Source organism: Mucilaginibacter gotjawali (assembly GCF_002355435.1).
GTDB classification, from domain to species: Bacteria; Bacteroidota; Bacteroidia; order Sphingobacteriales; family Sphingobacteriaceae; genus Mucilaginibacter; species Mucilaginibacter gotjawali.
Genome location: NZ_AP017313.1, coordinates 5,084,288 through 5,109,107, shown reverse-complemented (window position 1 = coordinate 5,109,107; position 24,820 = coordinate 5,084,288). Strand labels below are relative to the sequence as shown.

Annotated in this window: 17 protein-coding genes; 6 read left to right on the top strand and 11 right to left on the bottom strand. The window is 43.7% G+C overall.

Features of this window, described 5'->3' with window-relative positions:
• Positions 1-124: 124 nt before the first annotated feature.
• A complete protein-coding gene (locus MgSA37_RS22535; protein WP_096355246.1) occupies positions 125-3,298 on the bottom strand; it encodes a T9SS type A sorting domain-containing protein in 3,174 nt (1,057 codons plus the stop codon).
• A 365-nt stretch (positions 3,299-3,663) separates the two neighbouring features.
• Here MgSA37_RS22535 and MgSA37_RS22530 point away from each other — a divergent pair, with 365 nt between their 5' ends.
• Positions 3,664-7,398 carry a S8 family serine peptidase gene (locus MgSA37_RS22530; protein ID WP_096355244.1) on the top strand — a complete coding sequence of 1,245 codons (3,735 nt, stop codon included), beginning with the start codon at positions 3,664-3,666 and terminating at the stop codon, positions 7,396-7,398.
• 169 nt (positions 7,399-7,567) lie between these two features.
• On the opposite strand, the gene MgSA37_RS22525 is transcribed toward MgSA37_RS22530, so the two are convergent.
• Positions 7,568-8,062, bottom strand: coding sequence for a hypothetical protein (locus tag MgSA37_RS22525; protein WP_096355242.1), 495 nt, complete (start codon positions 8,060-8,062; stop codon positions 7,568-7,570).
• 199 nt (positions 8,063-8,261) lie between these two features.
• Here MgSA37_RS22525 and ggt point away from each other — a divergent pair, with 199 nt between their 5' ends.
• The 3 genes from ggt to MgSA37_RS22510 all read left to right on the top strand — a co-directional run bounded on the left by ggt (position 8,262) and on the right by MgSA37_RS22510 (position 12,987).
• Entirely contained in the window at positions 8,262-10,007 is a 1,746-nt protein-coding gene (gene ggt / locus MgSA37_RS22520) for a gamma-glutamyltransferase (protein WP_232010714.1), read from the top strand.
• 309 nt (positions 10,008-10,316) lie between these two features.
• The gene (truA, locus tag MgSA37_RS22515) at positions 10,317-11,078 is read left to right on the top strand and encodes a tRNA pseudouridine(38-40) synthase TruA (protein ID WP_197706033.1); all 762 of its coding nucleotides are present in this window, start codon (positions 10,317-10,319) and stop codon (positions 11,076-11,078) included.
• A 109-nt stretch (positions 11,079-11,187) separates the two neighbouring features.
• The gene (locus MgSA37_RS22510; protein WP_096355240.1) at positions 11,188-12,987 is read left to right on the top strand and encodes an ABC transporter ATP-binding protein; all 1,800 of its coding nucleotides are present in this window, start codon (positions 11,188-11,190) and stop codon (positions 12,985-12,987) included.
• A 23-nt stretch (positions 12,988-13,010) separates the two neighbouring features.
• Here MgSA37_RS22510 and MgSA37_RS22505 read toward each other — a convergent pair whose 3' ends face one another.
• The 9 genes from MgSA37_RS22505 to MgSA37_RS22465 all read right to left on the bottom strand — a co-directional run bounded on the left by MgSA37_RS22505 (position 13,011) and on the right by MgSA37_RS22465 (position 19,333).
• Positions 13,011-13,208, bottom strand: coding sequence for a hypothetical protein (locus MgSA37_RS22505; protein WP_096355238.1), 198 nt, complete (start codon positions 13,206-13,208; stop codon positions 13,011-13,013).
• Between the two features lie 209 nt (positions 13,209-13,417).
• Complete coding sequence (atpG, locus tag MgSA37_RS22500; RefSeq protein ID WP_096355236.1) at positions 13,418-14,314, bottom strand: ATP synthase F1 subunit gamma; 897 nt, start codon at positions 14,312-14,314, stop codon at positions 13,418-13,420.
• A gap of 139 nt (positions 14,315-14,453) precedes the next feature.
• Positions 14,454-16,028: a F0F1 ATP synthase subunit alpha gene (gene atpA / locus MgSA37_RS22495; RefSeq protein ID WP_096355234.1), complete on the bottom strand. Its 1,575-nt coding sequence runs from the start codon at positions 16,026-16,028 to the stop codon at positions 14,454-14,456.
• A gap of 35 nt (positions 16,029-16,063) precedes the next feature.
• Complete coding sequence (gene atpH, locus MgSA37_RS22490; protein ID WP_096355232.1) at positions 16,064-16,609, bottom strand: ATP synthase F1 subunit delta; 546 nt, start codon at positions 16,607-16,609, stop codon at positions 16,064-16,066.
• Between the two features lie 96 nt (positions 16,610-16,705).
• The gene (atpF, locus tag MgSA37_RS22485) at positions 16,706-17,200 is read right to left on the bottom strand and encodes a F0F1 ATP synthase subunit B (protein ID WP_096355230.1); all 495 of its coding nucleotides are present in this window, start codon (positions 17,198-17,200) and stop codon (positions 16,706-16,708) included.
• A gap of 84 nt (positions 17,201-17,284) precedes the next feature.
• On the bottom strand, positions 17,285-17,488 hold the full coding sequence (atpE, locus tag MgSA37_RS22480) for an ATP synthase F0 subunit C (protein WP_096357681.1): 204 nt from the start codon (positions 17,486-17,488) through the stop codon (positions 17,285-17,287).
• Between the two features lie 92 nt (positions 17,489-17,580).
• A complete protein-coding gene (gene atpB, locus MgSA37_RS22475) occupies positions 17,581-18,639 on the bottom strand; it encodes a F0F1 ATP synthase subunit A (RefSeq protein WP_311732857.1) in 1,059 nt (352 codons plus the stop codon).
• A gap of 32 nt (positions 18,640-18,671) precedes the next feature.
• A complete protein-coding gene (locus tag MgSA37_RS22470) occupies positions 18,672-19,058 on the bottom strand; it encodes a hypothetical protein (protein ID WP_096355226.1) in 387 nt (128 codons plus the stop codon).
• 53 nt (positions 19,059-19,111) lie between these two features.
• Positions 19,112-19,333: an AtpZ/AtpI family protein gene (locus MgSA37_RS22465; RefSeq protein WP_096355224.1), complete on the bottom strand. Its 222-nt coding sequence runs from the start codon at positions 19,331-19,333 to the stop codon at positions 19,112-19,114.
• 69 nt (positions 19,334-19,402) lie between these two features.
• On the opposite strand from MgSA37_RS22465, the gene porW reads away from it, so the two are divergent.
• Both porW and MgSA37_RS22455 read left to right on the top strand, forming a co-directional pair.
• Positions 19,403-22,552, top strand: coding sequence for a type IX secretion system periplasmic lipoprotein PorW/SprE (gene porW / locus MgSA37_RS22460; protein ID WP_096355222.1), 3,150 nt, complete (start codon positions 19,403-19,405; stop codon positions 22,550-22,552).
• 2 nt (positions 22,553-22,554) lie between these two features.
• On the top strand, positions 22,555-24,786 hold the full coding sequence (locus tag MgSA37_RS22455) for a transglycosylase domain-containing protein (protein ID WP_096355219.1): 2,232 nt from the start codon (positions 22,555-22,557) through the stop codon (positions 24,784-24,786).
• Positions 24,787-24,820 lie beyond the last annotated feature (34 nt).

Sequence of the window (24,820 nt, the reverse complement as noted above, 5' to 3'; positions counted from 1 at the left end):
TGTTCCAAAAAAAGTTATTTGCAACAATAGACCGGGTGCCAGAAAATTTTGTATGGTGATTTTGTTAATTTTAATAAAGCAGCATATGTAATTATAGTACAGTGTATGCAAATAAGCGGGTAGCTTACTGTTTAATAAATGTGGTTTTACCAACAATGCTGTTATCCTTATTATTTAAAACCTGGATAATATAGGTGCCCGGTAATAAGCTGCCGATATTAGCCTGGCAAACCGTTTGCGTAGTAGTGACGCTTTTAATAACTAATCCGGTGATATTAACAATTTTAATGCTGTAAGATGTATTGCTGCTACCGCTTGCACCTTGATTTAAGGTATTTGGCAGGCTTGATACACCTGGCAGCGAACCGGTCGCAGGCTCACTGATGGCAAGGTTTATTACATTGCTTGCTGGATTTGGATAAACGCTGATATTGCTTGCCAAAGTGTTGTTAGTGCCGGCGTACATTAGGGTAACAATATTTGAATAGGTGACGGTGCCGTTTAGGTCTGTTATCTTTAAGCGGTACATAACTGCGGCTGCCGGAGGATTTTTGTCAAGAAAGCTGTACGTTCCCTGTGCGCCCGAGGCAACGCCCCCTAAAACACTAAAAGTGGTTCCGCCGTCGCTGCTCCTTTCAACTGTAAAATTGGTATAGTTTTCTTCGTTTTCAGTTATCCACGTAATTTGCGCGCCATTTGATGTTTTTGCGCCTGCAAAATTTAACAGGTGCACCATTAACGCAGGGTTTTGGCGGATAACCAATTGGAAACGGTGATTTCCGAAAGTACCTGTGTCGCTAAGATCTATATTAAATTTGTAGGTCGTGTTATTTCGAAGATCCAGCGAATCGGCTGTATACTTATCTGTAAGCCAAATATTATACAGTTGCGGTATGGCTTTTAAATCAGTCCTTAAAAAAGTATATTGACCGGATTCGGCCGCCGAAACAGACAGCGGGATAATACGTGGCGCTTTTTGATCAGGCAGGGGTAAACGGTTAATTGCCAATTTGACACTGTCGCCTGAAATGCTCGCAAGGCTTTCCGGAGCGGTTAATCCGGGGAAATATGCTGCATCTTCATAGGGGCTGTATTTTTCGCTCGCAGCTGAATTAAAGAAAACCAGCATGTCATCGTTATTGATGGAATCTTTTTGCAGAATGAGACGCATATATTGCGGGGTTGTGCTGGGCGGCGGCGATCCCATCAGCAGGTAGCCTGATGCCGGTTGTGAGATAGATTTAGCGGTTTCGTAAAAAGTTAAAGTAGAAGCATGGTTAACAGCCTGAACAAAAAATGCTTGTCCGCTTGCAATAATATTTGCATTGGTACTGCCATTACCAGTTCCGCTGCTGCCTTTTCCTATACCACCATCTCCTTTCATATAAGTATTATATTGGTTGGTAAATGGATTAAATACCCATATGGTTGGCGAAACGTTGGCGACACCTGAAGTTGTATTTACAACAATACCTGTAGTTGATGTATTTGATGCATTATAAGTTTCCCAGTCTATTGATGAAGGGTACGGATTGCCAACCAGGTTGAATCCCCTAACCGCACTGTTATTTTGGCTAACGCCATTATACGTGGGGTTGACTTCATATTTTAAACTTCCGCCCCCCGACACCCAATTTTGTACCTGGTACGCGCCCTGGTTAAGGTAGCCGCTGGCGGTAAAAACTGTCGGTTCCGGCGCTACGTAAGGATAGGTGGTTTTGCCGGGGCTGGTGCCTATTGACGCTGTTCTGTTTCCCCTGAAGAAGAAGAAGAAGCCGTTGCCAATAGAAATTTTTGGCGTTGAACCGTCTGACAGGCCCACGGTGTAATTCGTTTGGTCTGTTATATCCGTAACGCCAATAAAGTTTCCGCTTGTAAAAGTGGTGTTGCTGGGGGTGATGTCTTCGCGGTAAAAGTAAATAGACGGGTTCCCTGAAGCCGTTGCCGAATTAAATGTGCTGGGATAGGCATAGCCTCCTTTTGCACCTGTTACAATGGCACTGTTCGCCAGGTATTTTAAACTAACCGGGTAGGTAGCTGTTGAACTGCTGTTTGAAGAAACAGTATTTACCGGTGACGACATCAGCCGGTAGTTGCGGTACACCCATCTGCCGCTTGTAAAAGTGCTGCCACCCTGCAAGTATCGCTGAACGTTGAATGTTCCCGGACAGGTTGAGCCCGATGGAATCTGGTAAATAGTTGCTGAACTGTTTGCGTCCGATATCAGGTTAAAAGTACACGAAGCGCAACTTGCATCGTTATTAACCTGGCAGTTGCTGCATGAGGAATCGAATTTAATAACGGAGCCCGAACCGAGGTTGAAAATGCCGTTATAAGTGGTGCCGGATAAAGTTGCGCTGGTGTTTTTGATATCGCCCCGTGTAGCGGCCAGTGTAATAGTACAAACTGAAGAGGTGCCTGAACCTGCATTGAAAGTGCCGTAATTGTAGATCGTATTATCAGATGCGCCGGAGATCATCGTAATGCTATTGGCTCCGGTAGTCGCGTTAAATGTACCATAATTATAGATCTCCTCGTTATTGCTGGCCGTGTAGGATATCAGCGAACCGCCGTTCATATTAAAGGAGCCGGTTGGGTTATTTGTAATAGCGCATGGATTTACATTCAAATAAACAGAGCTTGATAACATGTTGAAGGTTCCGCTATTGATTATGGAACTCGAGCCGCCCTGCAGGTATATGCTTGAAGATGTACAACTGAAGATGCCGCCACTTTCATTATTAATTTGCGAGCTTGAACCTGTGTATAACAATGAGCTGGTTAAATTAAAAGTGCCGTAGTTAAATATGCCATTTCCGCTGTTAGCCGCCAGCGTAATGTTTGCACCGGTAAACGTTACCTGGGTAGTAGCATCGGTGGCTGAGCCGCAGTTTAAAAAATCACCATTCTGGAACGTCATTCCAGCAATAGAAACCGCTCCTGAACCCAGAAATGTGAGCGAAGAGGAGTTGGTGCCAAGCGCAATGCCCGAACTTACAGTTATTGCTTTGCCCCCGGTGTTGATTGTTAATAATGTTGTGCCTGAAGTTTCATTAATGTTAGCAAGGGAAATAGCGGCGTTCAAGGTAACTGTGAAAGTACCGCCTGACGGAAATATCGCTATGTCGGACGTCGCCGTTCCGGGATATAAGCTACCGCTGGACGGTGTCCAGTTCGAGGCAAGATTCCAGGTGCCGCTGGATCCGCCTTTCCATGTATAAGTTATAGCCGCTTCCGCACTTTTTATGCAAAATATAGAAACAATGATAAAATGGAAAAGGAAAAACGTTTTTTTCAATCGATTCTATTGTTAACAAGTAAGATTTCAAGCTATTGGAGCAAATATTAAATAAAATTTCTGTCTAATAAACATTTATTATTCACAAGTTGTTAGTAATTACAGCTATTCAGGCAAAAAAATATCTTTTGTGAATATTATTTAGTCATATACGTAAAAAACGCCAATAGGGTTTCTTAAAAAGATATTCTTTTAAGAAATAATCAATCGTGAATCTTCTGATTAAATCGATTTGACATTTCAATTTAAATGTGGGAAATGTTCAAATTCCTGATATATTGTACCCCGGAGACGGATCATAATTCAATTGGTTTTAAAGAAAAATAATAGGACGTAAATAGTCCTGATTAATTATCATTGGCGGTATGTATAAATTTTACGCAGCATTTTTGATAGTATGTTTTTTGCTGTGTACAGCATCTGAAACATTTGGTCAGCACAAATTGGTTTCCGATGTAAAAAGCAGGGAGTTGGCTGATACCTCCGCCCGGTTAAGTATTTTATTCCAGGCAAATTATCAAAAGGCAATTACGCTGGCTAAAACCCACGGATGGCCCGTAACCAGGAAAACAAAAAACGACGGACTAGCTTTACTGCAAGGTATAAATGCCCTGGGTTACCCGGTTTACCTGGTTACCTATGACAATATTATAGCCGCGGCAACTACCCAAACCAATGCCGTACAACCGGGAGGGCTTTTGGGCCTGAACCTTTCGGGCTCAGCTACGTTTTTAAATGATAAACTTGCCATTTGGGACGGCGGAGAAGTGGATAAAGCACACCAGGAATTTGCAGGTAAAACAATAACGCTGGAGGATTCGCAACCGGTGGCAGATCATGCTACCCATGTGGCCGGGACGATGATAGCAAAAGGCGTGTATCTGCCCGCACAGGGTATGGCGTTTAATGCGGCTACCCTGCATTCGTATTATTTTGATAATGATGTATCAAAGATGACTGCAGCCTCATCGGGTTTATTATTGTCAAACCACTCCTACGGCGACGAAGCAGGCTGGAATTTTAACAACGACCAGAACCGTTGGGAATGGTACGGTTTACCCGGAGATACGGTGGATTATAACTTCGGATTTTACGGAACCCGGACGATGCAGTATGACCAGATCGCTTTTAATGCACCTTATTATTTAATTGTTGAATCAGCAGGCAATGCACATGCTTATCCCGGCCCGGATGTCGGACAGGATTATTTTGGCTTTCAAAGCAACAATAATCAAACAATGGTAGATAAAGGCCCAAGGCCAACTACAATCAGCAGCAACGGCGCTTACGATGTGATCAGTTCCACGGGAAATGCAAAAAATATACTCACCGTAGGCGCGGTAAACCCTTTGCCCAATGGCCCGGCTAACAGCAACGATATTTCTATCGCCTATTTCAGCAGCTGGGGGCCAACGGACGACGGACGGGTAAAGCCGGATATCGTTGCCGATGGAGTAGATGTTACTTCCGCCGGGGCTGCAAGTTCAAGTAGTTATGTTACCATGTCGGGCACCTCTATGGCTGCACCAAATGTCACAGGGTCCTTATACCTGTTGCAGGAATATTATGCCAAAAAACACAGCGGGGGTTTTATGCGCGCAGCAACCCTTAAGGGGCTTGCCTGCCACACGGCTTTTGACGCCGGCAATGCTGGTCCGGATTATATTTATGGCTGGGGCCTGCTGGATATGAAGAAAGCAGCACAGGTGTTAACAAATAGCGGATCAGGAAGCTTATTGGCGGAAGCAACCTTGCCGCAGGGGCAAACGCAATCCTACAACGTTATTGCCTCGGGAAACGGCCTTTTATCAGCAACTATTTCATGGACGGATCCCGCAGGACAGGCCAATGCGGATGGTGTGGTTAACAGCCGGATCCCCAAATTGGTGAATGACCTTGATATCCGCGTTAACGATGGCTCAACAACTTTTTACCCCTGGGTGCTTGATCCTGACCATCCCTCTGCGCCTGCAAAAAAAGGCGACAATGTAGTGGATAATGTTGAACAGGTGATGATACCCGGAACGGTACCTGGCAAAGCCTATACAATTACTGTAACACACAAAGGCACTTTGAAAGGTGGACTACAGGATTATTCGTTGATTGTAACAGGTTCAGGGGGGCAGGCTTACTGTGCATCAGCGCCATTGTCCAATGCTGATTCGAAGGTGAATAACCTGTCACTTGCTAACCTTAACTATACAGCATCCGCGGGTTGCACTACTTATTCAGATCATACCGATCAAACTATTCAGCTGGAACAGGGAAAAACATATCCTTTAAACATAACATTAGGCACCTGTGGCAGCAATTTTAATAAAGCGGCTAAAATATATATCGACTGGAATGGTAACGGTGTTTTTGATACAGACGAGCTGGCCGCTACAACAGGGATCATCAGTGGAACCGGGACATACAGTACCAATATTACAGTTCCCGCTACCGTTATTCCTGGAGATTATAGTCTGCTACGTGTTGTGCTGGCCGAAACCAGCGATACATCAACCATAAAACCATGCGGAAACTATGCCAAAGGCGAAACTGAAGATTTCCGCGTGCAGTTTTTACAAACAAGTACGGATGCCGGGATAGCTTCAATTGTGTCTCCGGATACCACGGGCACGTGCCCGGGCAACCCGCAAATTACGGTGATGATTAAAAATTACGGGAGTAAACCCATCAGCAACATCCCCGTAAAGGTGGTGATAACCGGTCCCGGTCAAACGGTAACCACCTTAAACCAAACATACAGCGCAGCCCTGCAGCCCGGGGATCAGGAAGCATTTACGCTGAACGGCAGCTTTACCGCTGTTGCTGGCGCCGTTTACACCATAACAGCTTCAACCAACCTTGGCAATGACCCGATAAGTACCAACAACCAGGCAACGGAAACGGTTACCATCAATACCCCGTCAACCATCACCAATTTATCAGCCTATTACTGTAATAACAATAAAAACTACCAGCTTTCAGGCCTGGGCGACGGCGAATTACTTTGGTACCAACATGTTGCTGATACTATTCCTTTTGCCTTCGGTTCGCCCGCAACTGTTGCGCAGGCACCCATAAATAATAGCTATTACGCTGGTTTGAATGATTTTAAAGGAAGTATTGGCCCGGCTACCAAATATGCATTCAGCGGCGGCGGTTACAACCAATTTACACCGTATGTCAATATAAGCACGCGCATTCCTGTAATAATTAAAAGCGCACGCCTGTACATTGGTAATTCCGGCAAAATAACCTTTAACGTTGCTAACGGCAATGGACAGGTGGTATCAACGACTACCATTAATACGGTTGCTACCCGAACTAATCCGACTCCGGGCCCCCAAGCCGACGATCCGAGCGACCAGGGCGCCGTATATCCTTTAAATTTACTGCTGCCTGCCGCGGGCGCCTATACCCTAACTGTCGTATTTGACAGTACAGCAACTATTTACCGCAGCAATACCGGGGTAAGCGGCTATCCTTTTAAAATAGGGAATGTTTTTAGTATTGATGGTAATAATGCTGCTTCAGGTACGGACACGGCCTACTATAAAAACTTTTACTACTATTTTTATGATCTGAAATTACAAAGCCCCGGCTGCGCGGCCCCGGCAAGACAGGCAGTTTCCCTTACCCAACCTGTAATCAGCCTCAATGGAACAGCGCTTACTTCTAATTTTTTGGCAGGGAACCAATGGTATGTTGATGGTAAAGCAATTGATGGTGCTACCGGTCAAACCTATATCCCGGCCAAAAGTGGAAATTACACCCTTGGCATCAACCTTAGTACGGGTTGCCAGTTGTTATCTGATAATTATGTGTATGTGCTTACCTCAAACAAGGGAAATACCGGCGATATTGGCTTGGTAGTTTACCCCGTTCCTGCAAGCAACCAGTTAAGCATTATTTTTGCATCACCCGCTAATAACAATTTAAATTTATCCCTGATAAATTCAGCAGGCTTAATAGTTTATACCAACCTGCAAACCATTACACAGGGTAATTTTGCAACAACAATTGATGTATCAAAACAGGCGCCCGGTAGTTACATCCTGAAAATAGTATTGGGCCAAAAGGTTTATTACAATAAGATTGTTATAGTTAGGTAGAGATTAGTCCGAAAGTCAGAAAAGTCCGGTAGTCCAAAAGAAGCTGCAATTGACGTTTAGCCAAAAGTTACTAAGTTATACATAAGTGGTTGGAGATTAGCATCTTGCTGCAGGGGTGATTATACAAGTTATGCCCGATCTCTAATCTCCAATCACTAATCTTTAACCCCTAAAAAGTATATTTCAAGCCCAATCCGGGTGCAATATCAAAAAACGGCCCTGTAGCCAGTTCAACCCTTGGGTTTAAGTCAAGGCTGATAGCGACCGGGGTTTGGGGGATTTTGTATTCAAGCCCTAAAACACCATCAACGCCCAGCAAGATATGGCTTTGGTTATACACCTGGTCGCCGCCGTCAAAAGTTTGATAAACTCCGCTGCCTTCGGCACCAATATGTGCGCCTGCACCATAATAGAACTTTAATTCTTTTACACCAAAAGCTTCAGTGTGAATCTCGTATAAACCGGTGATCACAACGCCATGCGCGCGGAAACCCAATTCGCCTTCGAGGGCTATATCAGGTGTGCTGAAATATTTAACGGAAATACCATTTTCATAGCCGCCAAATTTTAAGCCTACCGCGGTTTTGTAATCCTGGGCTTTTGATTGCTGACTGAGAAATAGAACGGAAACTAAAATAAAGGAACTGAATAATAATTTTTTCATAAGTAATTGTTTTAAATGAAACGGCAAAAATGAGGTTTTATGCTTTTTAATACAAAAATCGAAGAAGATTTGCGTTTAAATTGTTGGTTTTCAAAGATAAAAAATGAAAAAGGATATGTAATGTATAATTGTATTATTATGGTTATTATAAAATTTATTACCGTAATTGTTATAAATTAGTCGCACTATGACTTTAATTATGAGCAACATATTTGCCGCAAATAAAATGGCAGGGAGCAGGGGAGATGTTTTTTTCATCGTAAAAAATAAGCTACAAAAATTTTCTGTATGTCTTTTGCTGGTTGTTACTGTGCATGTTTGCTATGCGCAGGATGCAACCAAATACAACAAGGGTATGGTAGTTTGCGCTACGCCTTTTGCATCAAAGGTCGGTTTGGATATATTAAAAAAAGGCGGTAATGCGGTTGATGCCGCGGTTGCAGTACAATTCGCCCTGGAGGTTACCCATCCTGAAGCCGGGAACATTGGTGGCGGAGGTTTTATGGTTTACCGGTCGGCATCCGGAAAAACCAATACGCTTGACTTTAGGGAAAAAGCGCCTGCCAGCGCCGGCAGCAAAATGTACCAGGACAGCGCAGGTAACATAATACCTGATATGAGCCTCTATACGCACCAGGCATCAGGCGTTCCGGGTTCTGTAGACGGAATGGTCCAGGCGCATCATAAATACGGAAAATTAAAATGGGCCGACCTTGTGCAACCTGCCATAAACCTGGCACGCAATGGCTTTAAAATAACCAGGAAACTTGCATCAGCGCTTAATTACGACAAGGGGCAATTCATAAAACTTAACCCGGGTAAAACCTACCTGCTGAAAAACGATGCCTGGAAAGAGGGCGACCTGCTGGTGCAGGAAGACCTGGCTAAAACGCTCGAATTGATCCGTGATAAAGGTAGAGAAGGTTTTTATGGTGGCCTCGTAGCCGATGAGATAGTGGCCGAAATGAAAAGAGGTAATGGCATAATGACCAAAAATGACCTTGGAAATTATCATTCTGTCTGGCGCGAAGCGGTTACCGGAAATTATAAAGGGTATAAAATAATAACTATGCCGCCACCGTCAAGCGGTGGTGTTGCTTTGCTGCAGCTTTTACACTCCGTTGAAAAGTATCCGTTGAGCCAGTGGGGGCATAATACTGATTCTACGGTGCAACTCGTAGTTGAAGCTGAACGGCGTGTTTATGCTGATAGGTCGAAATACCTGGGCGACCCGGATTTTTATAAGGTACCAGTGGATAGCCTGATTAACCCGGCATATAACGAAAGGAGGATGAAAAGCTTTAATTGGGATGCAGCCACGCCGAGCGCTTCCATACAGCCCGGAATTATAGCCGGTTACGAAAGCGACCAAACCACCCATTACTCCATTGTAGATGCCGAAGGGAATGCAGTGTCGATCACAACCACGCTGAACGATTCTTTCGGCTCGCATATTTTTGTAAAGGGCGCAGGCTTTTTGCTGAATAATGAAATGGACGATTTTAGCTCGAAACCGGGAGCGCCCAATATGTTTGGATTAGTAGGTGGTAAGGCAAACAGTATCCAGCCGGGCAAAAGGATGCTATCCTCCATGACGCCGACCATTATTGAAAAAGACGGAAAGTTATTTATGGTGGTTGGGACACCGGGAGGGGCTACCATTATTACCTCGGTATTTCAAACCATCTTAAATGTGATTGAGTTTAACATGGATATGCAGCAGGCCGTAGATGTAAAACGTTTTCACCACCAATGGCTGCCTGATGTGATTGAAGTGGAAAGGGGAACTATTAGAGCTGAGGAAAAAAGCCGCCTGGAAAAAAAAGGCTATAAAATGGTTGACCATGGCCAGATCGGCCGCGTTGATGCTATTTTGATAACCAAAGATGGTTATTACCATGGCGGCGCAGATCCGCGGGGGGACGATACGAAATCAGGATGGTAAGACTTTGTTAAGCAGGCCTCTTTCACAGAATCGTATTTAAAAAAAAATAGCTTTTTGTTGACGACGTATTTATAAGACCAGGCAAGGGCATTAGGATATCCAAACCGGCTGAACCACCCGGGACGGATGAATAGACCTGGGACACCTGGGACAGTAATTTTTTCGGCGATTTGCTTGCTTTTTTGAAAATTTTTATTTATAATTTTTCTGGTCGGGGCGAAAAATTCCATGCCGGTATTTTAAACGCGATTGCCCTGCGCCCTGTTTTGGTATGGGTCAAAACATTTTAACAATTGTTACCTTTGCATTGTGGCAACCCTTCAACGTTACTTTATTCAGCTCTCCTACAACGGCACCAATTATCATGGCTGGCAGGTTCAGAAAAATGCGATGAGCGTACAGCAAGTGTTGAATGAGAAACTTTCCATCATATTGAGGCAACCCATTGAAACAACAGGCTGCGGGCGCACCGATACCGGCGTTCATGCAAAGGACTTTTTTGCGCATTTCGACGCAGGAGAGACCATGGACCATGGTCCATGGTCCATGGAAAAAAAGGAAAGTTTGTTAAGGAGTATCAATGCTGTTTTACCGGTTGATATTGCTGTAAAGGATATATTCCCGGTGGCAGCGGATGCAAATGCCCGCTTCGATGCCAGGTTGCGGACTTACGAATACCATATTCATTTTAACAAGGATCCATTTAAAAATAATTATTCCTGGGAGTTGCGTGACCGGCCAGATCTGGAGCTGATGAATAAAGCAGCCCAATTGATGATGGCTTATACTGATTTCAGCTGTTTTAGTAAATCAAACACGCAGGTAAAAACCAATAATTGTAAAATTACTTATGCCCGTTGGGAAGAAACGGAAAGCGGCATCGTTTTTCGCATCTCGGCCGACCGCTTTTTACGTAATATGGTAAGGGCAATAGTAGGTACGCTCATCATGGTTGGCCGTAAAGAAATTGAACCCGAAGCCGTGCAGCAAATTATTGAAAGCAAAAACAGGAGCAAAGCGGGAACTTCCGTACCTGCATGCGGGTTATATCTGACGGAAGTTTTGTATTGATTTTAGATTTACGAATTACGATTTTAGATTTATTAAATGTTTAACTCAATTCAGACAATCTTTCAAATAAAAAAATCGTAATTCGTAACTCGTAATTCGTAAATAAAAAATGGCCGAAGTAACCGGTAAAGCGCTTGATTGGAAACTGCTTGGCAGGGTAATGAAATATGTGAAACCTTACCGGCTTACATTTATCATTTCGGCGTTTTTAACAGTTTTTATTGCCGCCAATGCCATTGTTCAACCTATCCTGATCCAAAAAACACTGGATAATTATATCTTAAAGAGCGATTATAACGGCATGCGGTTTATGGTTGAACTGATGTTTTTACAGCTCTTTATACAAACCATAGCCCAATATTACCAAACATATTTGACCAACTCCCTCGGCCAATCTGTGATCCGTGATCTGCGGATTGATATTTTTAACCACATCACCAGCCTGCGGTTAAAATATTTCGACCGCACGCCGATTGGCATGCTCATTACCCGAACCGTGTCAGACCTGGAAACCATTGCCGATATCTTTTCAGAAGGACTAATTTCCATAATGGGGGATATGCTGCTGGTGATTGCTGTTATTGGCATCATGATGTACCAGGATTGGAAGCTCGCGCTGATCACGCTCATCCCGATGCCATTGCTGCTTTTATCTACTTATGTTTTCAAGGAAGCGATAAAATCATCCTTCCAGGAAGTACGCACACAGGTGGCGCATCTGAATACTTTTTTGGCGGAGCATATTTCGGGCATCAGCATTATTCAGAATTTCGCGCGGGAAGACCAGGAGATGCGCAAGTTTGTCGCCGTAAACAAAAAATACAGGGACGCTAATATCCGCTCCAATTGGTATTATTCCATCTTTTTCCCCGTGGTGGAAATTTTGTTTGCTATTTGCATCGGCTTGTTAGTTTGGTATGGATGTAAACGGATCTTATCTGATCAGCAAATCAAATCATTCTCAGCGGCAGAACACGGTATCACCCCCGGCGTAATTACGGGATTTATCGTATTGCTGAATATGCTTTTCAGGCCGATCCGCCAGCTGGCGGATAAATTTAATACGCTGCAAATGGGCATGGTAGGAGCCGACAGGATCTTCAAGGTATTGGATACCGATGAAGTTGCGGTAAATACCGGTGCCTTAAAACCAGCCAGTATTTTGGGCGATATAGAATTTAAAAACGTTTGGTTTGCTTATAACGACGAAAACTGGGTATTAAAAGACATCAGCTTCCACATCGAACCCGGAAAAACGCTGGCCCTGGTGGGCGCTACCGGCGCCGGTAAATCATCCACCATCAACATACTGAACCGTTTTTACGAAATTGGAAAAGGCAGTGTAATGGTAGACGGGATAGATATCCGCGAATATGATGTTAATTACCTTCGCTCGCGAATAGCCACTGTAATACAGGATGTGTTTTTGTTTACAGATACCATCGCCAATAACATCAGCCTGAATAATCCCGCTATAACATTGGAGCAAGTGATCGCAGCCGCCAGAGACGTGGGCGCTCATGATTTTATTGAACGTTTGCCAGGCGGCTATGCCTATAATGTTATGGAACGTGGGGCAACACTGTCCGCCGGGCAGGCGCAGTTAATTTCATTCATCAGGGCATTGGTTTATAACCCGGCAATTCTCGTGCTGGATGAAGCCACCTCGTCCGTAGATACAGAAACAGAGATCCTGATACAAAATGCCATCAACAAGCTGATGCAGGGCCGTACCGCCATCGTGATAGCTCACCGCTTATCCACCATCCAAAGCGCCGACAAGATCATCGTGCTTGATCATGGCGAGATAAAAGAAATTGGCACACACCAGGAATTACTGCGGATAGAGCACGGCTTTTACCGCAAACTATATGACCTGCAGTTTAATTCGGCAGGGATCAGCAGGTAATTTTGTTGCGTTAAAACGTTAAATCACCCTTTAACGTCCGCCGAATGAACCGGTTGCTCTTCCTGTTCATGTTGTTTGGCAATATCTCCGCCGTGCGGTTCATCTGCATGATAAATTCGGTCTGCTTTACGCACTTTGCTTTTACCGCCATTATCATGCGGCCTTTTTGTTGGCGTATCCGCAGGCGATGGTTTTTCTTTTGAATTTGCTGGCTTTGTCATACCATATTAACAAAGCGGGTTTAGGATTGTTTAAAGTCTGAACCAGGATTAAACAGATTTATCAGGTTAACGGGATGAAAATCCGATGAATCTGATTAATCCTAAAAATCCCGGTTCTGACAACAAAAAGGCCTCCCAAATAGGGAAGCCTTTTTATATTTTTTAAGTCTCTCCGCCAATTGGCGGAGGAGATTTAGAGGGGGCTGGGCCTATTCTGCCGAAAGAGCTGCCGCGCCGCTTACAATTTCGGTAAGCTCGGTAGTGATCGCCGCCTGGCGGGCCTGGTTGTAGGAAAGCTTTAAGGCTTTTAACAAATCGCCGGCATTTTCAGTGGCTTTATCCATCGCCGTCATCCGGGCGCCATGTTCAGATGCGTTTGAATCCAATACGGCTTTGTATAACTGCGTTTTGATGTTTTTCGGGATTAGCTGTTCAACAATCGATTCCTGCGAAGGCTCAAGGATATAATCAACCTGTACGGCCGCTTTGGTTTCCTTTTTTACTTCTTTTACAGCAGGCTTCGGAACCGGAATCAGTTGTTCAGCAACCAATATTTGCATTGCGGCATTTTTAAATTGATTATACACCAGTTCAACCCGGTCGTAATCGCCTTTCAAAAAGCCTTCCATAATGCTCTCGGTGATCTTTGAAGCATTTTCGAAATTCAAATCAAGGTACAGGTCGTTATTGTTACCAATAACATTATAGTTGCGCCTTTGATAAAACTCCTGGCTTTTTTTACCGATCGCTACGATAGAAACATTGCCTGCTCTTAACTGCGCGCTGTATTTCTCGGCAATCAGGTTATTGGCGGTTTTAATAACATTTGCATTAAAAGCGCCTGCCAAACCACGATTGGAGGATACTACGATAACCAGCACTTTATTGGGCTCGCGCTCGGCCAGGAATGGCGATGAACCGTCTTCAAGGCTTGCCGATAAATTGGCCAATAATTCCTTCAGCTTGTTAGCATAAGGGCGCAATTGTACAATAGCATTCGTAGCCCTTTTCAGCTTAGCCGCCGAAACCATTTTCATGGCTTTGGTGATCTGCTGTGTTGAGCTTACGGATTTTATCCTGTTTCTTACTTCTTTTAAATTAGCCATTCTTTTTTGAGATTTGAGATTTGAGATTTGAGATTTGAGATTTTCATCCCCCTTCTCAATCATCAATCTCTCTTAACTTCCTGTTAGCTGTAAGCTATGCTTTTGTCTCATATCTCACATCTAACATCTCATATCTAAATTAGTACTTCCCGGTCATTTCTTTAGCAACTGTTTCCAGTACGCCGGTGATCGTATCATCAAACTTACCTGCTTTAAGGGCAGCTAATGTTTCAGGGTGACGTGCTTCCAGCTGGCTGGTAAATTCGCTTTCAAATTCACGGATCTTATTTACCGGAACATTACGCATCAGGTTTTTAGTACCCAGGTAAATAATTGCAACCTGTTTTTCAACAGTTACAGGTGAATATTGTCCTTGCTTTAAGATCTCAACGTTACGCGCACCTTTATCCAATACAGTTTTAGTTGAAGCGTCCAGATCTGAACCGAATTTTGAGAAAGCTTCCAGCTCGCGGTATTGTGCCTGGTCAAGCTTTAACGTACCGGCAACCTTTTTCATTGACTTGATCTGTGCGTTACCACCCACACGTGATACCGAAATACCTACGTTGATGGCCGGGCGAACACCTGCGTTAAACAAGTTAGATTCAAGGAAGATCTGGCCGTCGGTAATTGAAATTACGTTGGTAGGGATATAAGCAGATACGTCACCAGCCTGTGTTTCGATGATCGGCAAAGCCGTTAACGAACCACCTCCTTTTACAATACCCCTGATAGAATCAGGAAGATCGTTCATGGCCTGTGCAATCTCATCATTCTGGCTGATTTTAGCGGCACGTTCCAGTAAACGGCTGTGCAGATAAAATACGTCACCAGGATATGCTTCACGGCCCGGTGGGCGACGAAGTAATAAGGATACTTCACGATAAGCAACCGCCTGTTTTGAAAGATCATCATAAATGATCAATGCCGGGCGACCTGTGTCACGGAAGTATTCGCCGATTGCTGCACCAGCAAACGGAGCAAAGAACTGCATGGTAGCAGAGTCAGAAGCGTTGGCTGCAACGATGATAGAAAATGGCATAGCGCCTTTTTCTTCCAATGTGCGAACGATGTTGGCTACGGTAGAAGCTTTCTGGCCGCAGGCAACATAGATACATATTACCGGTTTACCGGCTTCGTAAAATTCTTTCTGGTTGATGATGGTATCGATACAAACGGCAGTTTTACCTGTCTGCCTGTCGCCGATTACCAGCTCACGCTGTCCGCGACCGATAGGGATCATCGCATCAATCGCTTTGATACCTGTTTGTAATGGCTCGGTTACCGGCTGACGATAGATAACGCCTGGTGCTTTACGCTCCAAAGGCATTTCGTAGGTCTGGCCTTTTATAGGGCCTTTACCGTCGATAGGATTACCCAGGGTATCCACAACGCGGCCAAGCATGCCTTCACCTACATTGATTGAGGCGATGCGGTTGGTACGTTTAACGGTATCACCTTCTTTTATATCATCGGATTTACCGAGCAATACCACACCCACGTTATCTTCTTCAAGGTTAAGTACGATACCCTGTAAACCGGTACCAAACTCAACCAGCTCGCCTGATTGTACTTTTGTTAATCCGTAAACGCGCGCGATACCGTCGCCCACCTGGAGCACAGTACCCACTTCTTCTAATTCAGATTCTGACTTGAAGCCGGCTAATTGCTGACGCAAAATTGCTGATACTTCATCTGGTCTTACCTCTACCATTTTTTAATTTTATTTTAGCGTTTTTGTTGTTTTTATTAATTAACCCCCTGGGCAAATTCTTTTTTCAATTTTCTAAGGTCAGCAGCTATACTGGTATCAACCTGCCTGTCGCCAACAGTTAAAACAAAGCCGCCGATCAGTGATGGGTCTACCTTTGCTTCAAGCTTGATGTTACCGCCTGTGGCCTTTTTAATATCAGCAACCAGTGTTTCCTTGTTAGCTGCCGATAATTCAGTAGCCGATACTACGCGGGCCTCAACAATATTGTTCATGATATCGTATTGGTGCACATATTCCTTAGCGGTTGCATATAAAACCTCACCGCGGCTTTTGTTGATCATCAGCTTAAAAAAGGCATTGGTTACTTTGTTAACCTTTTTGCCGAATACTTCATCCAGTATATTGATCTTTTTGGGGTGTGAAACGATCGGGTTGGCTAAAACCGCTTTCAATTCGGGATTAACCCTTAAAGTATGATGAAAAAGGTCCATATCATTCTTGATCTCTTCCACAAGCCTTTGTTCACCTGCAAGATCAATTAATGATTTGGCGTACCTTGATGCGACTGTTAATTCTGACATATTATTATTGAGATGTGAGAAATGAGATTTGAGATTTGAGACATTAAGTTTGGGAGCAGCGCTCTTTTCTCATATCTCACATCTCATGTCTCATATCTAACTAAGTTTTACTTCTTTTAATAATTCCTTAACCAGTTCGTCCTGTTTTTTCGAATCCTCAAACTGCTTGCGTAAAATTTTCTCAGCAATTTCCAGTGATAGGCTGGCCACCTGGTTTTTAACGTCAGCCATAGCTATCGCTTTCTGGTTATTGATTTCTACACGGGCAAGCTCAATCTGGCGTGAACCTTCTTTTTGTGCTGCTTCTTTAGCTTCGCTGATGATCTGGTTTTTTACTTTGGTTGCTTCTGCCAAAATAGTATCGCGCTCAGCACGGGCTTGTTTTAACAAAGCCTCGTTCTCGCTGGTTAAGCGGGCCATTTCTTCTTTTACCGCTTCAGCTTTCGATAAGGCCGATTCAATAGAGTTTTCACGTTCAGCAACGGCAGCTAAAATAGGTTTCCAGGCAAATTTACCCAGTATAAATAATAATATCGCAAAACAAAGCGTCGTCCAAAAAACTAAACCTAATGCGGGGGTAACTAAATCCATATTTAAAATATATTTTTAATAATCAATTAATTAAGTGAAAAACAGCCCGGAGCCAACCGCTCCGGGTTGTTTTTTCGCTGCACCCTAAAAGAATGCTGCAACAACCACCGCGAACAGGGCCACACCTTCAACAAGGGCGGCAGCGATGATCATGTTAAGTTGGATCTTAGAAATTGCTTCAGGCTGACGTGCAATAGCTTCAACAGCTTTACCGCCGATCTGGCCAATACCGATACCTGCACCAATTGCAGCTAAGCCGGCACCCAAACCTGCAACGCTTCCGTGCACAGTAGTAGCCTGAGCTAAAACCATACCGATGCTTCCAATCATTCCAGTCATTGTGTTTTAAATTTAAACGTGTTTATATAAAAGATAATTAATTACAAAACTTCACTGTGATGCTCTTCAATAGCCATCCCGATAAACAATGATGCCAGCAGGGTGAAAATATAGGCTTGTAAAAAGGCAACCAGTAACTCAATGGCATCCATAAATACCACAAACACAATTGAAACAGGGGCAACAGCAATTGTTTTGAAAATAAATATTAACGATATTAAGCTTAATATTAAAATGTGGCCGGCGGTAATGTTGGCAAACAAACGAATCATTAACGCGATAGGTTTTGTAAATATGCCCACAATTTCAACCGGGATCATGATAAAGAATAACCACCAGGGGTTTGGTACAAAAATGTGTTTCCAGTAATGCTTGTTGCCGTTAAGGTTAACCACAAAAAATATGATAATGGAAAGCACTGCTGTTACAGCGATATTACCGGTAAGGTTATAGCCACCCGGGAAAAACGGGATCATACCAAACAGGTTGTTAATAAGGATAAAAAAGAAGATGGTAAGCAGCAGGGGTAAAAACCTGTGTGCTTTCACACTGCCGATATTAGGGATGGCTATATCGTCGCGCACAAATAATATAACGGGCTCCAAAAATGACTGAAGACCTTTAGGCGCTTTACCCACACGTTTTTTGTAGGAGCCGGCAATACTTAAAAATATAATAAGTAAAATAGCCATGGTCATAAACATACTCACCACGTTGCGGGTGATTGAAAAGTCCTTCAGCTTTTTTGTGGCCGCTTCATCAATATTTCCGGATGCGTCCACTGCTTTTATCTTGTTCTCTTCCAGTTTGTAGCTGTATTTTTCGCCTTTATAAACAGTGCCCTCCGGCATTAATTTACCTGATGAAAAACTTTCAAGCCCTTTATCTGTATATACAATTACAGGAAGCGGGAGCCACTTTTCAGCAATTATCGGCCATACATGTGAGTCGCCAATATGTTCAAGTATTGTTGCCTTGGCATCATAGGCCTTTTTAGTAGTATCAGTGGTATTTCCTTCGGCCTTAACCGGGGTGCTAAACAAGCCTGCGATTGAAAAAAACGCACAAAACAAAGAAATTCTAAAAAGTTTTAAGTTCAAAATCGAGCTATTATTCATCTAAATGAAGTTTTCTACTTTAATTTTTCGTGCCGCAAGTTACGCAACAAAACATAAACTTCAAAGACAGTATTTAATAAATATACGTATAAAAAATTAGCCAAAAAAATGGGCTTATTTGAGGGGTTTTTTGATAAAAAAACAAAAATAAATATTAAACAGGCTAACAACTTAAAGGTGGTGCCGCCCAAAAATGCCGGGGTAAAATGCTCCTGGTTTTTCCGCCCGACAATAAGCATCACGGCAACTACTAAAAACGTGATACCCGACATAAAGCAGAAGACAGTCCAGAAATTTGGCGTTAATAAACCAGTGTTCCCTGTATATTGAAGTGCCGCCGGCGGTATCGCGATAACAATAATAAATACCACGAATAAAATAATAGAAGATGTTACTTTCATTTGAATGAGAGAGGTTGTAATTTTTATGATGTGCTAAAAAGACTTAAATAAACTCAGCTTTTTGCAGACCTTATGATGACGTACAAAGATATAAAAACACCCGTTAGCGAAAGAATGGCAGTAACCCATTTTACCTGGTGCTGGGCCGACTGATCTATTTTATAGCCCGCGTACGTAAATAGCCCGATGATCGCAATCATCTGAAAGCCCATTCCGCTATACTTTAAATAGCCATTGCCCGTGTTATTCTCTTTTGGAGGTTTGTTTTTATCCATCTTCAAATTTATTAAACCTATTTCATAATTGTTGCTAAATTAGCAAGGCTTTTATATCCCCGTTTAAAATTGAGGCTAACATCTAAACTTTCTGTAAATAAACCCTTTAAATTGCTGGTAATTGCTTTGATGGCGATCCTGTCGGGGTGTGCGCTCCAGAAACAAAGCGGCTTTAACCGCGATATGCAAAACCTTACTGCGAATTTTAATATCCTTTTTAACGCAAAAGAGATATTGCAGCAGAAACAGGATAGCTATGAAATATCATTTGTTGATAATTACAATGAAATATTAAGTGTTTACCCGGATACCATTGCACAAAGCCAGACACCTGATAAAGACCTGGAGGCAGCGATAGCAAAAGGGTATACCATCATTAATTATAAGGACCAGAGTAAATATATCGGCGACGCCTATCTTGTTTTGGGACAGGCTAACTACCTGGAAGGTAATTTTTATAACGCAGATGAATTTTTGAGTTATGTGATCCATAACTATCCTAAACGAAATGACCTGGTACGCGATGCCAGGATCTGGAAGACGAGGGCATTAATTTATTTGAACCAGTTGCCAAAAGCGAAAATGGTTATTGACAGCGCCATTGAAAGCATCAACCCTAAAAAGAAGATATCTGCTGATATTTACGCTGCTAAATTGCAATATGATATAGCTGCAGAAGATTACAAAGACGCGGAGGAAATGGCCAAACTGGCCTTGAAATATTGCCACGACAAAACCCGGCGGCTGCGGTGGACCTTTATTTTGGCCCAGGTACAGGAACTGAACAATGAACAGGTAAATGCCGCGCGGAATTACGACCAGATCTCGAAGAGTAACGCCCAGTTTGAAATGGCCTTTAATGCCAGCTTAAACCTGATACGGATTGAAGACAACCAAAACGGGGTAAAAATAGACCGGATCACCAAGTTGCTTGCCCTTTTGAAGAACCCGAATAATAAAGAATTTAAAGACCAGATCTATTACCAGGTGGCGCAACTGGAAATGGCCGACAAAAAAGTTGATGATGCCATAAAGTATTATAACCTGTCCGTACGGACAAGTGTTAAAAACCAGGGCCAGAAGGGACTTTCCTATTTAAGGCTTGCGGAGATCTATTTTAAAATTAAAGCCGATTATTTAAAGTCGAAGAAGTATTACGACAGTACGTTAACCAGTTTGCCAACCAATTACCCCGGTTATGTGGGCATCAAAAAAATAGGGAGCAACCTTTCTTACCTTGCTGAACGTTTGCAAATTATAGCCAAAGAGGATACGCTGCAGGCGCTTGCCCGGATGGATGAAAAAACCCGTGCGGGTGTTATTGATAAAATGGTGAATGATAACACCTTGCAGCAAAAGGCAGCGGCTGCGGCGGCGCAGACCAATGCCGCAACCACGGCATCCCGCGCAGGTGGCTCCAGGCTGGCATCAGGGAGCCAGGCAAAAGGCGGAACGTTTTATTTTGATAATGCTACCGCAGTGAGCCAGGGATATAACGATTTTAAACGCGTTTGGGGTAACCGTACGCTGGAAGATAACTGGAGAAGAAGCACCAGGGGCGCAGCTGAAGCAAGCAGTAATCCGGCAGTCGCTGCTCAATCTGCAGACCCTGATGCGCCGGCCGGGCCTTCCAATACAGGTAAAACATCCAATTCGGCATCAAGTTTCCGTAAGGACCTGGTTGCTGCACTTCCGCTTACACCCGCGCTGCTTTCTGCATCCAACCTGCGGGTTTATAATGCTTATACAGACCTGGGTGATTTTTACAGGGATATCCTGGAAGACAAGAAAGATGCTATTGAAATTTTTGAAAAGGTACTGGCCCGTTTTCCGCAGGATCCAAATAAACCGGCGATTTATTATAACCTGTACAGGCTTTACAGCGACATCGACCCGGCGAAGTCTGATTTTTATAAAAACAAGTTACTGAAAGAATTCCCCGAAACCCCTTTCGCTAAAATCATCATTGATCCGGAGTTTGCCAGGAAGCTTGAGGACCAGGATGCTGAATTTACCAAGGCTTACAACGATGTTTTTGATTTGTATGCCAATAAAAAATACAAAGAGGTAATTGAGAAGGCCCCGTTGCTTCTAAAAAAATATCCCGGCAGTAAATTATCGGCCCAGATATTTTACCTGCAAATAATTTCGCAGGGGCATAATGAAAAGGTTGGCCCATTTGCAGATAGTTTGCAGCAACTGATTAAAATATACCCCAATGATAAGCTGATCGTTCCGCTGGCTAAACAGCACCTGGCTTATATTAGTGCAAACCAAAATGAAATGCTGGCGAGGAATGTAGTTTTAGCAGATGTCGACCCCCATGATGTCCCTTTTACCCTTGCCCAGGAAAATAAAGAGAAGGCTACTTACCGAAAAATATTGAAGCCTTATATTTTTGCGGCCAAACCCGGCGAACGGCTCCCGGAAAAAAAGAAAGAAGAGCCGGTGAAAAAGCCTGCTGAAATAGTGAAGGCAGTGCCGAAAGTTGATTCAACAAAGGTGAAAAAAGAGGTGGTTGTTCCAAAAATCACCCCGAAGAAAGATTCTGTCAAAACTATAGCGCAGGTAACTGTTCCAAAAAATAGCCCGAAAACGGATACGCCCAAAACTATCGTTCAGGTAACACCAAAAGTTATTCCAAAGACAGACACCACAAATGCGGTGGCACAGGTTGTGCCAAAGGCCCCGCCTGTAGATACAACTAAAATTATCACGCAGGCAGCGCCACCTGTTAGTCCGCCGGTTGAAACGCCCAAAACAGTTGCCCCGGTTGATTCTGTAAAAGCAAGCCAGGAGGCGATCTCGTCGCAGGCCGATCCGGATGCGCTGAAAGCTAAAGTTGTTGTGCCTTCCATTTTTTCGAAAGGCGACAGCACCAATTATTACTTTGTAGTAAATGTTACATCGGGTACAACTAATCTGGCCTCTTCGCGTTTTGGAATAGGGCAGTTTACCCGGGCAAATTATGCAGGCAACGGCATTAAACATCAGTTGAAAGCCGTTGGCGATCATGACCAGGTGATCTATGTAGGCTTGTTCCCTTCGCTGGAAAAAGTAAAGAAGTTTGCCCATGATATTGTACCGCTTTTGCCGGATATTATGAAGGTGCCAAAGGATAAGTACAGCTTTTTTATTATTACTAAGGAAAATCTGGATAAATTAGCCGACCAAAAAACATTGGATAGTTATATCGACTATTTTCAAAACAATTACTGATCATGATCATTAAACTTTCGCCCGGGGATATAAAAAGGTATAACTGGTACCTGTGGAGAGCGGTGCTAAGCTTTTTTGCACTTTTTGTATTGCTGCTTGTGGTTACCTATTTCGGCTTATTCGGGCAACTCCCATCTTTCCGCGACCTTGAAAATCCTAAAAGTAACCAGGCTTCTGAAGTTATATCGGCAGATGGCACTACAGTTCTGGGGACTTATTATGTACAAAACCGTTCCAGTGTAAGCTTTTCGCAGCTGTCGCCCAATGTAGTAAACGCGCTGATCGCAACCGAAGATTCGCGATTTTATGACCATTCGGGGATAGATTTTCGCCGTTTGTTTACCATTCCTTTATTAAACCTGATCGGGTCAAAGCAGGGGGGGAGTACTATTACCCAGCAGCTGGCTAAAAATCTCTTTTCGGGGAGCCAGGGTGCACATAACCCCTTTGTACGCCTCACACAAAAATTAAAAGAATGGATTATCGCGGTTCGCCTTGAGCGGCGGTATACCAAGCAGGAAATAATAACGATGTACTTAAACACAGTGGATTTTGGCGCTTACAATACTTTTGGTATCAAATCTGCTGCGCATACCTACTTTAATGTTACCCCTGATAAACTTACGCCCGACCAGGCGGCTGTGTTGGTTGGTATGGTTAAGGGTCCCGGTGTTTACTCACCCATACGGCATCCGGACAGGGCGCTAAACCGGCGAAACCTGATCCTTGGCTTGATGGAGAAACAAGGCTATCTAACCGATGGCCAGTTGCAGGAGTTTAAAAGCAAACCATTGGGGATCGACTTTAACCCGATGAACCATAACGAAGGGCCGGCGCCATATTTCAGGGCGGTACTGAAACAGGAGATCCAAAAGATCTTTAAAAACCAGAATATTGTCCGGTCAGACGGCACCCCATATGACCTTGACCGCGACGGTTTAAAAATATATACCACCATTGACGCTACAATGCAGCAATATGCGGAAGAAGCACAGCGCGAGTATATGCCCCAGTTACAAGGTCAGTTCAATGATCAATGGAAAGGGGTTAGCCGGTGGAAAAGCATCAAGAATTTTAAATTATTGCTCGACGAAGGGATGTACCGGTCTGACAGGTACAAGCAATTGGAGTTGCAGGGTAAATCAGAAGACGAGATCAGGCAAAATTTTGATACACCCGACAGCCTGGAGTTATTTACCTGGCGGGGAGATATTGATACGCTGATGAAGCCAATTGATTCGATATTATACTCAAAAATGATGTTGCGCAATGCCCTGATGAGCATGGACCCAACCACCGGCTATGTAAAGGCCTGGGTAGGCGGCACAGATTTTGAACATTTTAAATACGACCAGGTTAAAGTTGGCACACGGCAGGTGGGTTCAACCGCCAAACCGTTTACCTATGCCGTTGCCATCGAAAATGGCTTTTCGCCCTGCCAGGAAGTGGATAATGTACCGGTTACGATTGACGGCTGGACGCCGGGTTCATCGCCTACTGAAACGCTGCCGGGGGCTATCTCGCTGAGAACAGCGCTGGCGCATTCGCAAAATTATGTAACGGCCTATGTAATGAATGAAGTGAAACCAACACCCGTAATGGAGCTGATCAAAAAGATGGGCGTTACCAGCGATGTACCGCCATATCCATCAATTTGTTTGGGTGTATTTAATGCTTCGGTATTTGATATGACAGGCGCTTATTCGGTATTTGCCAACCACGGCACCTGGACTGAGCCCACATTTATTTTGCGTATTGAAGATAAAAATGGCAACGTGGTTTATACCCATACCCCTAAAGTGGTGCAGGCGATGGATGCGCAAAGCGCTTACGTAATGACCTATATGCTGAAAGGAGTAATAGAAGATGGTACAGGATCAAGGTTAAAGTATAAATATGGCTTAAATAACCCTATTGGCGGTAAAACCGGTACCACCCAGGAAAACTCCGACGGCTGGTTTATTGGGATAACACCGCAATTGGTTACCGGTGTATGGTCAGGCTGCGAAGACCGGGATATTCACTTCCGGTCAACAAGGCTTGGCGAAGGCGCCAATTCGGCCCTGCCTATATTTGCAGGATTTATGAAAAGGGTTTATGCCAATCCGGCCCTTGGGATCAAAAAAAATGTTGATTTTGACGCCCCAAAAAACATGACCATTACTTTAGATTGTAATGCCTATAAACAGCAGCAGCAGGGAACAAATGATGTGGATAAGAAGTTAGGATTCTGATTGGTTCATTAGTTCACTGGTTCATTAGTTTATT

Excerpts from the sequence above, each read along its gene's own strand:
- MgSA37_RS22530 (WP_096355244.1), top strand. The coding sequence starts at position 3,664 with ATGTATAAATTTTACGCAGCATTTTTGATAGTATGTTTTTTGCTGTGT.
- MgSA37_RS22525 (WP_096355242.1), bottom strand. The coding sequence starts at position 8,062 with ATGAAAAAATTATTATTCAGTTCCTTTATTTTAGTTTCCGTTCTATTT.
- ggt (WP_232010714.1), top strand. The coding sequence starts at position 8,262 with ATGAGCAACATATTTGCCGCAAATAAAATGGCAGGGAGCAGGGGAGAT.
- MgSA37_RS22510 (WP_096355240.1), top strand. The coding sequence starts at position 11,188 with ATGGCCGAAGTAACCGGTAAAGCGCTTGATTGGAAACTGCTTGGCAGG.
- MgSA37_RS22505 (WP_096355238.1), bottom strand. The coding sequence starts at position 13,208 with ATGACAAAGCCAGCAAATTCAAAAGAAAAACCATCGCCTGCGGATACG.
- atpG (WP_096355236.1), bottom strand. The coding sequence starts at position 14,314 with ATGGCTAATTTAAAAGAAGTAAGAAACAGGATAAAATCCGTAAGCTCA.
- atpA (WP_096355234.1), bottom strand. The coding sequence starts at position 16,028 with ATGGTAGAGGTAAGACCAGATGAAGTATCAGCAATTTTGCGTCAGCAA.
- atpH (WP_096355232.1), bottom strand. The coding sequence starts at position 16,609 with ATGTCAGAATTAACAGTCGCATCAAGGTACGCCAAATCATTAATTGAT.
- atpF (WP_096355230.1), bottom strand. The coding sequence starts at position 17,200 with ATGGATTTAGTTACCCCCGCATTAGGTTTAGTTTTTTGGACGACGCTT.
- MgSA37_RS22470 (WP_096355226.1), bottom strand. The coding sequence starts at position 19,058 with ATGAAAGTAACATCTTCTATTATTTTATTCGTGGTATTTATTATTGTT.
- MgSA37_RS22465 (WP_096355224.1), bottom strand. The coding sequence starts at position 19,333 with ATGGATAAAAACAAACCTCCAAAAGAGAATAACACGGGCAATGGCTAT.
- MgSA37_RS22455 (WP_096355219.1), top strand. The coding sequence starts at position 22,555 with ATGATCATTAAACTTTCGCCCGGGGATATAAAAAGGTATAACTGGTAC.